General features: G+C 65.3%; 11 protein-coding genes. 7 read left to right on the top strand and 4 right to left on the bottom strand.

The genetic code is table 11. From position 1 onward, the window contains the following. Positions 1-660 precede the first annotated feature (660 nt). On the top strand, positions 661-2,727 hold the full coding sequence (locus tag ACQR07_RS36760) for a M23 family metallopeptidase (RefSeq protein WP_434906928.1): 2,067 nt from the start codon (positions 661-663) through the stop codon (positions 2,725-2,727). 112 nt (positions 2,728-2,839) lie between these two features. On the opposite strand, the gene clpB is transcribed toward ACQR07_RS36760, so the two are convergent. Continuing rightward, positions 2,840-5,479, bottom strand: a complete 2,640-nt coding sequence (clpB, locus tag ACQR07_RS36765; protein ID WP_434906929.1) for an ATP-dependent chaperone ClpB — start codon at positions 5,477-5,479, stop codon at positions 2,840-2,842. A gap of 226 nt (positions 5,480-5,705) precedes the next feature. Between clpB and ACQR07_RS36770 the strand changes: the two genes are divergently transcribed. Next, on the top strand, positions 5,706-6,491 hold the full coding sequence (locus tag ACQR07_RS36770; protein WP_434906930.1) for an MOSC domain-containing protein: 786 nt from the start codon (positions 5,706-5,708) through the stop codon (positions 6,489-6,491). Between the two features lie 113 nt (positions 6,492-6,604). Here ACQR07_RS36770 and ACQR07_RS36775 read toward each other — a convergent pair whose 3' ends face one another. Next, complete coding sequence (locus tag ACQR07_RS36775) at positions 6,605-7,258, bottom strand: TIGR02594 family protein (protein WP_434906931.1); 654 nt, start codon at positions 7,256-7,258, stop codon at positions 6,605-6,607. A gap of 268 nt (positions 7,259-7,526) precedes the next feature. On the opposite strand from ACQR07_RS36775, the gene ACQR07_RS36780 reads away from it, so the two are divergent. From ACQR07_RS36780 to ACQR07_RS36790, 3 genes are all read left to right on the top strand, one after another. Next, positions 7,527-8,390 carry an alpha/beta fold hydrolase gene (locus ACQR07_RS36780; RefSeq protein ID WP_434906932.1) on the top strand — a complete coding sequence of 288 codons (864 nt, stop codon included), beginning with the start codon at positions 7,527-7,529 and terminating at the stop codon, positions 8,388-8,390. Between the two features lie 260 nt (positions 8,391-8,650). Continuing rightward, entirely contained in the window at positions 8,651-9,571 is a 921-nt protein-coding gene (locus ACQR07_RS36785) for a serine hydrolase domain-containing protein (RefSeq protein ID WP_434906933.1), read from the top strand. A 58-nt stretch (positions 9,572-9,629) separates the two neighbouring features. Then, entirely contained in the window at positions 9,630-9,950 is a 321-nt protein-coding gene (locus tag ACQR07_RS36790; RefSeq protein ID WP_434906934.1) for a DUF805 domain-containing protein, read from the top strand. Between the two features lie 34 nt (positions 9,951-9,984). On the opposite strand, the gene ACQR07_RS36795 is transcribed toward ACQR07_RS36790, so the two are convergent. Together ACQR07_RS36795 and ACQR07_RS36800 are read right to left on the bottom strand one after the other, a co-directional pair. Next, positions 9,985-10,530 (bottom strand): AAA family ATPase, encoded by a 546-nt coding sequence (locus tag ACQR07_RS36795; protein WP_434906935.1) that lies wholly within the window; start codon positions 10,528-10,530, stop codon positions 9,985-9,987. Positions 10,531-10,568: 38 nt separating this feature from the next. Beyond that, the gene (locus ACQR07_RS36800) at positions 10,569-10,988 is read right to left on the bottom strand and encodes a secondary thiamine-phosphate synthase enzyme YjbQ (RefSeq protein ID WP_434870812.1); all 420 of its coding nucleotides are present in this window, start codon (positions 10,986-10,988) and stop codon (positions 10,569-10,571) included. Between the two features lie 388 nt (positions 10,989-11,376). On the opposite strand from ACQR07_RS36800, the gene ACQR07_RS36805 reads away from it, so the two are divergent. Beyond that, positions 11,377-12,108 (top strand): AfsR/SARP family transcriptional regulator, encoded by a 732-nt coding sequence (locus ACQR07_RS36805; protein ID WP_434906936.1) that lies wholly within the window; start codon positions 11,377-11,379, stop codon positions 12,106-12,108. A gap of 169 nt (positions 12,109-12,277) precedes the next feature. Next, positions 12,278-12,876, top strand: a 599-nt coding sequence (locus ACQR07_RS36810; RefSeq protein WP_434906937.1) for a hypothetical protein, incomplete at its 3' end; no start/stop codon positions are given.

Raw genomic sequence — 12,876 nt, forward strand, 5'->3', positions numbered from 1 at the left:
AGCTCTCAATCCCGAGACCCGCAAGGACTCCGCCGTCCACGTTTCTCTTTCTTCATCTTCACTTGTCAAACAGCCCGGGACCGCAGCCCCACCCTCCTGAAGAGGGATCGCTCGACCTGCTTCCACGGCAATGAGCAACCGGGTTTTACCGGCTGTGCATCACTCAACGAAGGTGAGGAGCAATATTGGCGCGAATGCTCGCCTCGGTGTGTCCCGAAGCGGCGCCGCGCTCAGTGATCGGGTGTATAGGGGGGCCCGATCGGGGTGTCAACGACCATTTTCATGAAATCGTCGCATCGCGCGAATTTTTTCGGAGAGCCCAGGGAAGCCCGATTTGTTGCGGACATCGTGCCCCACTTGGGCCACAATCCTGCGACGATTTGTTAAGCATCGACATGGGTTGATTTGGGTCCAGCGGGGACACCATCGATTCAAGTATGATCCAGATCAAGGAAATGGCGAGCCCTTCGCCTGACTCAGACGGCCGAGACGACATCGAGAGATCCTGAAGAACAATAGCGGTTCGAAAGCGTCCGGCCCCTGGCCCAGATGCCTCGAACCGTCAGAAGCGCGCCATCATTCCGAGCCGTTTATCGAAGACGGTACGCCAAACGGCAGCTGAGTGATCTCGGTGCTGACTTTGAACTTGGGGGACGAAGGTTGAACCATCGGACGTCACGCGGGGGGACCGGACGCGAGGTCGGCATGATCGATCTCGGTCATGAGCCGCCGCTGTCCGTCGATGGCTCCGAGGCCGCAGTGATCGACCGTCGTCGCGTCTCCGTACAATGGTTCTCGGGTACAATTCTGACCGGTCTGTGCGGCGCAGCCCTCATCGGCGGCGCCGTTTTTGCGTCGCTGGACGGTGAGTTGACCTTCGCGCGCATGCCGGAACGCATGGAAGGCGCGCTGCGCGGCGCGTTCGGCGCCAACGACCGTGTTGCCACGTTGCGCAAGAGCGATCGCCTGCCGCCGCCGAGCGAAGCGGCCGCTGCCCGCAACGTCGTCCGGATCTCGACGGTGACCCGCGCCGGCTCGCGCGAGCTGATCCGCGTCCGCCCCTATGTGCGGATCTCCGGCAATCTGTCGATGACCACCAGCGATCTCTCGGCCAAGATCCCGCCGTTCAATGCGCAGCGGCTGCTGAGCGATACCGAAAACGACAAGGCGGGTTCGAGCGAGGATCCGAACAACAATCCGGAGGCGGTCGAGCCCGACGCCGAGGTGTCGTTCGTGACCAAGGATCTCGCGACCGTGCTGCCCAAAGCCAAGATCGCGGCCTCCGTGGCGCTGGACGAGATCGTGATGCGGGTCCGCGATGCGGCCAACTGGCGCGGCAACAATGGCGGCGTCCGCTACGCCTCGCTGGCCAACGCCGCAGCCGATGCGACCGCGATCGGCGTCCAAAGCGGCGATCTCAAGCTGTCTTACGCCAATGACGGCAGCGCGCCCGATCCCTATGCCGGTTTCGAGACCCGGGTGGTGCCGGAGAACGTGACCCTGCTGCCCAAGACCAAGGAGCAGATCACTGGCGGCAACCCGCTCGGCGAACGCGTCCACCTGGTCAAGAAGGGCGACACGGTCGCCTCGATCCTGCGCGACCAGGGCGCGACGCCCGACGAGGCCAAGGCGATCGCGGCCCAGCTCGGCGCCCGCGGCCGCGACGGCGGCCTCAAGGAAGGCGAGAAGCTGCGCATCCTGATGGCGCCGTCCGGCCCCGCTCCCGGCGCCCGGTTGCAGCCGTTCCGCGTCATCGTCGCCAACGAAACCATGATCGAGGCCGTGGCCGCCCTGTCGGACCTCGGCAAATACGTCGCCGTCGATGCGCAGAGCATGAATACGGTCACCGAGACCGCCGACAACACCAATGACGACGAAGAGGATGACGGCACCGGCGTCCGCCTCTACCAGAGCATCTACGAGACGGCGATGCGCAACAAGGTGCCGACGCCGGTCATCGACGACATGATCCGGATCTACTCCTACGACGTCGATTTCCAGCGCAAGGTGCAGCCGGGCGACTCGTTCGACGTGTTCTATGCCGGCGATGACGACGACAAGCCGGGCAACAACGACAAGAGCGAGGTGCTGTTTGCCTCGCTGACGGTGGGCGGCGAGACCAAGAAATACTACCGGTTCCAGACCCCCGACGACAGCGTCGTCGACTACTATGACGAGACCGGCAAGAGCGCGAAAAAGTTCCTGGTCCGCAAGCCCGTCAACAACGCGATCATGCGGTCCGGCTTCGGCGGCCGCCGCCACCCGATCCTCGGTTATGTGAAGATGCACACCGGCGTCGACTGGGCGACCGCGTACGGCACCCCGATCTTCTCCGCCGGCAATGGCGTGCTCGAGAAGGTCGGCACCGAAGGCGGCTACGGCAAGTATATCCGCATCAAGCACAACAACGGCTATGAGACCGCCTACGGCCACATGTCGGCGTTCGTGAAGGGCATGGAGCCCGGCAAGCGGGTGCGCCAGGGCCAGGTCATCGGCTTCGTCGGCTCGACCGGCCAGTCGACCGGCCCGCACGTCCACTACGAGATCCTGGTCAACGGCCGCTTCGTCGACCCGCTGCGCGTCAAACTGCCGCGCGGCCGTTCGCTCGAAGGCCAGATCATGGCCGGCTTCGAGAAGGAGCGCGACCGTGTCGATCAGATGATGACCGGCCGCGGCAACGGCGCCTCGCGCATGTCGGACGCCGGCCCGATCCCGGTGAGCCGGTAGGCCTCGGTCGTAAACTATCGCAAGCTTTGTAAGGCAAACGGCCCGCGCTGGCGTTCAGCGCGGGCCGTTCTTGTTCAAACCCGGCAGGAGCCGTCGATCAGTTCAGCTTGGATCAGTTCAGCTTGCGCTTCGGGATCGGCGCCTCGAAGGTGGCGATCTCGGCGGTGCGATGTGCCTTGCCGTTGAAGGTCAGCACGTTGCCTTCCGAGGAGATCGCGACCTTGTCGCCGTCCTTGATGTCGCCGGCAAGGATCATCTCGGCGAGCGGATCCTGCACGCTGCGCTGGATCACGCGCTTCAAGGGGCGTGCGCCGTAGGCCGGATCCCAGCCCTTGGCGGCGAGCCAGTCGCGCGCATCGCCATCCAGCGACAGCGTGATCTTGCGCTCCTCCACGAGCTTCTGGAGGCGCGAGAACTGGATCTCGACGATCCGGCCCATCTCGCTCTTCTGCAAACGGTGGAACAGGATGATCTCGTCGACACGGTTGAGGAACTCGGGCCGGAAATGCCCGCGCACCGTACCCATCACCAGCTCGCGCACCTCGGACGTATCTTCGCCCTCCGGCTGGTTGACCAGGAACTCGGAGCCGAGATTCGAGGTCATGATGATCAGCGTGTTGCGGAAGTCGACGGTGCGGCCCTGGCCATCGGTCAGGCGGCCGTCGTCGAGCACCTGCAACAGCACGTTGAACACGTCCGGATGCGCCTTCTCGATCTCGTCGAACAGCACGACCTGGTACGGCCGGCGCCGCACGGCTTCCGTCAGCGCCCCGCCCTCGTCATAGCCGACATAGCCGGGAGGCGCGCCGATCAGCCGCGACACCGAGTGCTTCTCCATGTACTCGGACATGTCCAAGCGCACCATCGCGGTCTCGTCGTTGAACAGATACTCGGCGAGCGCCTTGGTCAGCTCGGTCTTGCCGACGCCGGTGGGGCCTAGGAACATGAACGAGCCCATCGGCCGGTTCGGATCCTGCAGGCCGGCCCGCGAACGCCGCACGGCGGTCGCGACCGCGTGCACGGCCTCGAACTGACCGACGACGCGCTTGCCGAGGCTATCCTCCATCCGCAGCAGCTTGTCCTTCTCGCCCTCGAGCATCTTGTCGACCGGCACGCCGGTCCAGCGCGAGACCACCTGCGCGATGTGGTTGGCGGTGACCGCCTCCTCCATCATCTCGCCGGCATTCTCCTTCGCCTCGATGTCGGCCAGCCGCTTCTCGAGGTCGGGGATGCGGCCATAGGCCAGCTCGCCCGCCTTCTGGTACTCGCCGCGGCGTTGCGCATTGGCGAGCTCGATGCGCAGGCCGTCCAGCTCGCTCTTGAGCTTTTGCGCGTTCGACAGCTTGTCCTTCTCGGCGCTCCACTTCGAGGTCAGCACCGCCGACTTCTCCTCGAGGTCGGCGAGCTCCTTCTCCAGTGCCTGCAGCCGCGTCTTGGAGCCGAGATCGCTCTCCTTCTTCAAGGCCTCCTGCTCGATCTTGAGCCGGATGATCTCGCGATCCAGCGAGTCCAGCTCCTCGGGCTTCGAGTCGACCTGCATCTTCAGCCGCGCCGCCGCCTCGTCCATCAGGTCGATGGCCTTGTCGGGCAGGAAGCGGTCGGTGATGTAGCGGTTCGACAGGGTTGCCGAGGCGACCAGCGCGGAGTCGGTGATGCGCACGCCGTGATGCTGCTCGTATTTGTCCTTCAGCCCGCGCAGGATCGAGATGGTATCCTCGACCGTGGGCTCGGTGACGTAGACCGGCTGGAACCGCCGCGCCAGCGCGGCGTCCTTCTCGACATGCTTCTGGTACTCGTCCAGCGTGGTCGCGCCGATGCAGTGCAGTTCGCCGCGCGCGAGCGCCGGCTTCAGCAGGTTCGACGCATCCATCGCGCCGTCGGCCTTGCCGGCGCCGATCAAGGTATGCATCTCGTCGATGAACAGCACGAAGGTGCCTTCGGCTGATGTGACCTCTTGCAGCACGGCCTTCAGCCGCTCCTCGAACTCGCCGCGATATTTGGCGCCCGCGATCAGCGCGCCCAGATCGAGCGACAGCAGCCGCTTGTCCTTAAGGCTCTCCGGCACGTCGCCATTGACGATGCGCAGCGCGAGGCCCTCGACGATCGCGGTCTTGCCGACGCCGGGCTCGCCGATCAGCACAGGATTGTTCTTGGTGCGCCGTGACAGCACTTGAATGGTGCGCCGGATCTCCTCGTCGCGGCCGATCACCGGATCGAGCTTGCCGTCGCGCGCCGCCTGGGTCAGGTCGCGGGCATATTTCTTCAGCGCATCATAGGCGTTCTCGGCAGTCGCCGAATCGGCCGTGCGGCCCTTGCGCAGGCTCTCGATCGCCGTATTGAGGCTCTGCGCGGTGACGCCACCCTTGGCAAGCAGGCCGCCGGTCTCGCTGTTCTTGTCGAGCGTCAGCCCGAGCAGCAGCCGCTCGACCGTGACGAAACTGTCGCCAGCCTTTTCAGCCGCCTTCTCCGCCGCGTCGAAGGCGCGTGCCAGTTCGGAGGACAGATAGACCTGCCCGGCGCCGCTGCCCGACACTTTCGGCAGCTTGCCCAGCGCATCCTCGGTGGCCTTCAGGATCGCGCGCGAATTGCCGCCGGCGCGGTCGATCAGACCGCCCGCAAGGCCCTCGCTGTCGTCGAGCAGGACTTTCAGCAGATGCAGCGGCGAGAACTGCTGGTGGCCGTCGCGCACCGCCAATGACTGCGCCGATTGAATGAAGCCCCGCGCGCGCTCGGTATATTTGTCGATATTCATGATGGTTCCCTCAGCCTGCTGTGACGCCCCGAAGGCACGATTCCAGCATCTTCATTGGGTTTCGGTCTGCGCACGTTGAGGTTGGTCAACGCCGCCACGCTCCACGTCGCCGGCCTGAAGCCCGGCTTGAGAGGAAATGTGGGAAGGCTGCCTCAAAACGGAAGAGGCGGTTTCACAAATTCGTGTGCCCTGGCCGCCCCGGCGGGAATCTCCTATGACCCCCGCCATGAGCCCACCCCCTCCCGCGCGCATCGCCGGCCTGTACCGCTATCCGGTCAAGGGCCTTACCCCGGAACCACTGCAGACGGCCCCGTTGCGGGTTGGAGAAACGCTGCCGGCCGACCGCCGCTACGCGCTCGAAAACGGCCCCACCGGGTTCGATCCGGCAGCGCCGGTCTGGAAGCCGAAGACGGCGTATCTGATGCTGATGCGCAACGAGCGCCTCGCCGGCTTCAAGTGCCGTTTCGACGACGCCAGCAATGTCCTCAGCATCCGCCGCGGTGATGAGATCGTCGCGGAAGGCGATCTCGAAGGCGCCGACGGCCGCGCCGCGATCGAGACGTTCTTCGCCCGCGAGTTCACTGAGGAACTGCGCGGCCCGGTCAAGCTGCTATCGGGCGGCGGCTACGCCTTCACCGATCTGGCGCGCAAGGTGGTGTCGATCATCAACCTCGCCTCGCTCGCCGAGATCGAGACCCTGGTCGGCGCTCCCGTGCATCCGCTGCGCTTCCGCGCCAACGTCTACGTCACCGGCTGGCCGGCCTGGTACGAGGCGACGCTGCTCGGCGAAACCTTAACGATCGGATCAGCGCGGGTGAAGATCGTCAAGACCACCACCCGCTGCGCCGCCGTCAACGTCGACCCCGACACCGCGGCGCGCGACCTCGACATTCCCCCCGCGCTGATGCGACACCGCGGCAACACCGAATGCGGCATCTACGCCGAGGTGATCGCGGCCGGCGACATCGCGCTGGGCGATGAGCTCGCCGTGGAGCAGCCGAGCTTGTTGTAGTCGATCTCTCGCTCCGCGAACGGTGCGCTCCCTCGCCCCGTTCTTACGGGGAGAGGGTCGGGGTGAGGGGCAGCCGCACGGGGGCCGCCGCTCGTCTGCAAAATCCGAACTGATCAGTTCGGCATGACGTAGGCATACACCCGGCCGCGCGACACCGCGGATTCGCGGACGCGGTTGCCGTTGTTGCCGGAGATGACGATCGGGTTGCCCTGAGCGTCGACGCCCGAGACCACACCGACGTGGCCGCCGCCGCGGCGGCTCATGACGGCGATGGCGCCGACCTGCGGGCCGGAGACGCGTTGGCCGTAGCTCGCGAACGAGCGCGCCATGTCCGAGCCGGTGCCGCGATGGCCGGTGCGCTCGAGCACCATGTTCATGAAGCGCGCGCACCACAGGCTGCGCCGCCCGGTCGGATTGCCGCCACCGATGTAGCTGCGCGCCGCGGCCACGACGCTGCCGCCGCCGAAGCCGCCCGACGACGCCATGCCTTCGGACGCCGTCCCCGGCATCATCAGGCTGGCCTGCGCGTCGGCGACGCCCGTGACCTGCATCCGCGCCACGCCGCGCTCCCAGCGCGACATCCGGGCGACGGACCGGCGGTGGTGATGAGTTCTTGCGTAGTGATGGCCGCCGTGGCTGCGGTGGGCATGATGCCCGGAGCCGTGATGCGGACGGGCCGAAGCCGGTGTTGCGGTGGCGGCAATCACTGCCGAGCACATGGTGAGCGCAACGATGTGAAGCGACCGGCGAAGGGTAGACACAACCATACTAAATCCTTCTGTTACTTCCCCCAGTACCCTGACTGGTTCTCAGACTTGGCACCCCCTGGTCCTCAGCGCGGCCCCTCTGCAAGCCGCCAGCAGGGTCCGTAAAAAGTCGCGGTGTGACCAAACCATGACCATCGATGGCGAAAAGGCGGCGACGAGAGGGTAATTCCAGGTTTATTTTACGGCGAAAACTAAGCGGCCAATCGTTGTATTGTCGCGTCTCGCGCGACGAGCCAAGGTGCCGCACGCGACACGGGAGGAGTTGACGATGCCACATGCAACCGCGAAAGACGGTGTTCGCCTCTATTTTGAAGAGGTCGGCGCGGGCACGCCGCTCGTCTTCCTGCACGAGTTCGCCGCCGACCACACCAATTGGGAGCCGCAGCTGCGCTACTTTTCGCGCCGTCACCGCTGCATCGCCTACTCCGCGCGCGGCTACACGCCCTCGGACGTGCCGGCCTCACCCGACGTCTACAGCTACGTGCAGTTCTACACCGACGCGCTGGCCGTGCTCGACCACCTCGGCATCGACAGCGCGCATTTCGTCGGCCTGTCGATGGGCTCCTACTCGTCGCTGCAGGTGGCCCTGAACGCGCCGGAGCGCATCCGCTCGATGGTGCTGGCCGGGGTCGGCTCCGGCTCCAGCCTGGAGCATCTCGATGCCTTCCGCGCTCAGTGCCGCGCCACCGCCGAGCAGTTCGAGACCTTGGGCTCGGCCGAGACCGCCAAGGTCACCCGCGACGCCCCCGGCCGCATCCCCTTCCTGGTCAAGGACCCGCGCGGCCATGCCGACTTCTACGCCGCCCTCGCCCGCCACGACGCCAAAGGCTCCGCCAACACCATGCGCGGCTTTCAAGGCGCGAGACCGTCGATCTACACCATGGCCGACGCCATCCGCCGCGTCACGACGCCGGCGCTGATCATCTGCGGCGACGAGGACGACGCCTGCATCGAGCCGAGCCTGTTCCTGAAGCGGCACCTGCCGGCGTCAGGGCTGACGTTCTTCCCGAAGTCGGGGCATGTGCTGAATCTGGAGGAGCCGGCGCTGTTCAACGAATCGGTCGAGCGCTTCGTCGCGCTGGCCGAGGCTGGGCGATGGGGACCGCGGGATCCGCGGTCGATCACCGCATAGTTGCGCGGCCGATGCTTTCTACCTGTGCTCGACAGGCCGGAGGTCGCACTCTATGCTCGAGCATCCGGATACCGGCTCACGCGGAGAAACGGCATGATCACGCGCGCGGTCCTCGTCGCGGTCGCAACGATGGCGATCTGCACCAGCTTCGCCCGCGGCGACGATGCCGCCTTCCCCTGTGACGCTCCGCCTGGCCTGCAGGACGGCTGGACCGTCACGACACCCGAGACGCAGGCCTGTCCCCGGCCATGCTGTGCGCGATGGGCGACGGCGTCGCCGCTGGCCAGCTCTCCGAGGTCGACTCCATTGTCGTGGTTCGGCACGGCGCCCTGGTCTACGAGCGCTACTTCAATCGCCAGCACGCAATCAGCTACGATGCGGCGACCCGCCACGTCGGCAACTCCATGACCAAGAGCATCGTCTCGCTGCTGCTCGGGATCGCTGTCGACCGCGGCCTGATCGGTGATCTCGACGCGCCGGCCTTGTCGTTCTTCCCGGAATTCGCCGAACTGCGCACGCCGGAGAAGGAACGGATCACGCTTCGTCACCTCCTGACCATGACAGCCGGCCTGAACGCGTCGGTCTCAGCGCCGATGTTGAGCCGGGACCGCGATCCCGACCGGCACGCGTTCGAGCAGGCCCTTGCCCGCGAGCCGGGCGCGGCCTTCGAGTACAGCAATCTGGACAGCGAAATCATCGGCGCGATTCTGGAGAAGGTGACGGGCAAGCCACTCGACATGTTTGCGATGGACGAGTTGTTCCGTCCGCTCGGCATCACCGACGTCGACTGGTTCCGCCGGCTCGGCAATCAGCGGCCGATGTCGAGCAACGGCCTGAGCCTGCGTCCGCGCGACTGGGCGAAGATCGGCCAGTTCGTGCTGAACCGCGGCGCCTGGAACGGCAAGCAGCTGGTGTCGGCATCGTGGATCGCGCAATCCACCAGCCCACAGGTCAGCGCACCAAAATCGTTCTCGTACGGCTTCCAGTGGTGGCTGGGTCATTCGACGGTCGGCGATCGCAGTGTCGCCTGGGCCGCCGCGCTGGGGTTCAACGCCCAGAAGCTGATCATCATTCCCGAATACGATGCCGTCGTCGTCTTCCACGCGGCGCGCGAATCCATTCAGATGGTCGTGCCGGAAATCGAGCTGTTGAACCGGTATATCCTGCCGGCGATGCGGTGAGCGAGCCGCCGGAAGCGCCCGCCTGGGCTACGTTCGCCGCTCAAGCCGGTCGATCAACATGCCATTGCTGCTTTTCCTATTTTCGTTCGATGGACGGATCAGCCGGTCTGCATACTGGCTCGGCTTGATCCTGCCACTCGCGCTGGCGTTCCTCGGAATGGTCGCGGCCGTGCCACCGCTTGCTTTCAACGACGCCGTACTCGGCCTGTTCCTCCTGGCCTTGTGGCCGGCCCTGGCGATCGGCGCAAAGCGCTGCCACGACCGCGGTCGCTCGGGCTGGTATCAGCTGGTCGGCCTTGTGCCGTTGGTGGGACCGATCCTGCTGCTGATCGAACTCGGATGTCGTCGCGTGACTGATGGTCCGAACCTCTCGTCGTAGCGCAAGAGATAGACCGCGGTCAGACGCGAGACCGCTAGTGACCGCCAGACCCGACACGCGCGTCGCAGCACCGCGAGACATAGGCTTCTACGGACTCCACCAGCTGCGCGAGCGAACTGCTCGCCGTGTCGAGCACGAGATGCTCGCGATCCCACGGCTCATAGCGACGGGTCGCGATCTCATCCCATGTGGGTTGTCGCAGGCCGGCGATATCAGGCGAACGGGTTTCCGCCCTCTGTCTATGTAAGGCAGCGTCGCTGCAGACGAGCTCGATCTCGGCGATGCGTGCCGAGGCGTGCAACGCAGTCTCTCGCCATCCCTGGCGGCTGGCGAGCACCGGATTGACACAATCGACGATCGTCGTCCGGCCGAGCTTCAGATTATCTGCAGCCAATTCGTTGGCGATCACGTAGCCCAGAGCGCCTACGTTGCGGCCTGCTGCGCGCAAAGCCTGCTCGATGGTGTCGATGCGGAGATAGGTTGCGCTGAGCCTGATCGTCAGCTCCCGGGCAATCGTCGTCTTTCCGGTGGCGGGTAGCCCTCCGAACACGATCAAGATCCCTGGCGATCCGCTGTCCATGCGTCATGCTCGGCCAGCAGGCCGGAGTTTGCAATCCCCTACTCCCCGATGATCTTGATCAGCGCGCGCTTGCGCCGGCCGCCGTCGAACTCGCCGTAGAAGATCTGCTCCCACGGGCCGAAATCGAGCTTGCCTTGCGTGATCGCGACCACGACCTCGCGGCCCATCACTTGGCGCTTCATGTGGGCGTCGGCATTGTCCTCGCCGGTGCGATTGTGCCGATAGGACGACACCGGCTCGTGCGGCGCCAGCTTCTCCAGCCATTGCTCGTAGTCGTGATGCAGCCCGCTCTCGTCGTCATTGATGAACACCGAGGCGGTGATGTGCATGGCATTGACCAGCACAAGTCCCTCGCGCACGCCGCTCTCCTTCAGCGCCGCCTCGACGTCACCAGTGATGTTGATGAAGGCGCGCCTTCCCGGTGTCTGGAACCAGAGTTCCTTGCGGAAGGATTTCATCGCGATCGATCCTCGTCAGTTGGAGCCATGGCCAGATGCCTTCCGCCCCGGATGCCGGCGCGCAAAAAGTGTGGGCTATCTCACATTCCACGCAGCCTCCTTGCGGCTACTTCTAAGCAGAATACCAATGAAGTGCACGCTGCAAGCGCAGGCGGCACAACCACCTGTCGCGTTGCAATCAAAAATTGAACCGATCGTGATGCGGCAAGACTTAACTGCATTGCCGATCTCATTGCGACGTTGACGACGAACAACGCGGCGGCTTGCCGTTTGGCGACCACGATGCGGACCCGATCGGTCCGCAGCCGCCCATACTCTTTGCGCGGGGAACGCGACCTCCACAGGCTGGCGCCGATCGCTGCGTGTCACCATTCAAGGGAGAGAGACAATGAGTTTGCTGCGTATCAATCTCTTTGGCGGTCTTGAAATCAGGCAGATCTCCGGCGAGGAGGTCGCGATGCCGAGCCGGAAGGCTGCGACGCTGCTGGGCTATCTCGCCCTCACCTCTCCTCAGGCCATTTCACGCGGCAAGCTCGCAGCGCTGCTGTGGGAAGGACGCTTCGGCGACACCGCGCGCGCCAACCTGCGTCAGGCGTTGCTGACGCTGCGGCGGGTGCTGCCGCAATGCGCTGCGGTGTTGTCGGCGGAACGCGACGACATTCGCATTCCGCAAGGCGTCGTCAGCACCGACGTGCAGCAGTTCGAGCAGCTGCTGCAGTCGGGCGACCTGGAAGCCATGGCGCGGGCCGCCGCGCTGTTCCGTGGCGAGCTGCTGGACGGCGTCGGCTCGACCTCATGCGCCCTCGAAGCCTGGCTGTCGGCAGAACGCCAGCGATTGCGGGTGCAGGCGACGCGGGCCATCGCCCGCCTGCTGGACGTCGGCAGCCGCGAGCATGTCGAGATCGCCACGATGTTCTCGCTGCGCGTCCTTGCCGCCGATCCGCTGCAGGAGGACGTGCATCGCACCTTGATGCGTTGCTACGCGCAGCAGGGCCGCCGTGCCGACGCGCTGCGTCAGTATGACTTTTGCTGCAGCATCCTGCGCAAGCAGGTCGGAGCGGCGCCCGAGAGCGAAACCGAAACACTGCAGCGTGAGATCCGGCGCATGCTCCGCGTGTGACATCTTGCCTCGCCTCCTGATTGATTTTGACGGCACATTCACGCCCCGCTTGACACCTGCATCACGCCTCGACCCGCATCCTCTGCCTCGATCGACGCCGCGCAACATTTGCTCCTGATGAGAAATGACCGGGGCGCTCGGGATCAGACAACAAGCGAGGAGACACACAATGAGTGGCATGCAGCAGACGACTGAGGACTTCAGCCAATTGAATCCCGAATCGATATTCGGACCGATTCTCGGACGGTTCGCCGGACAAGCGATCGGACGGTTATTCGGCGGCAAGAAGGGCGCGGAATGGGGCAGCGCCATCGGCGGAGCCGCAGGCCTACTCGCGCCGTTCTCGACTGTTCCGGGCGCGGAGCAGCCGTCGGAGATGGAGTTGCAGAGCTTCTGGAGCGTGCTGAAGAAGATCGGACAGGGCGTGCAGACCGGCCTCAACGTCGGCCACAACCTCGGCATCTTCAGCGCCGATCCGCAGGTCGCCGCTGCCGCCGCACCGCCGACCGACATGGAGCTGCAGAGCTTCTGGAGCGTGCTGAAGAAGATCGGCCAGGGCGTGCAGACCGGCGTCAACATCGGCCACAACCTCGGCATCTTCAGCGCCGGCCCGCAGGTCGCCGCTGCCGCCGCGCCGCCGACCGACATGGAGCTGCAGAGCTTCTGGAGCGTGCTGAAGAAGATCGGCCAGGGCGTGCAGACCGGCGTCAACATCGGCCACAACCTCGGCATCTTCAGCGCCGGCCCGCAGGTCGCCGCTGCCGCCGC

Source organism: Bradyrhizobium sp. HKCCYLS20291 (assembly GCF_051167715.1).
Classification (GTDB): domain Bacteria; phylum Pseudomonadota; class Alphaproteobacteria; order Rhizobiales; family Xanthobacteraceae; genus Bradyrhizobium.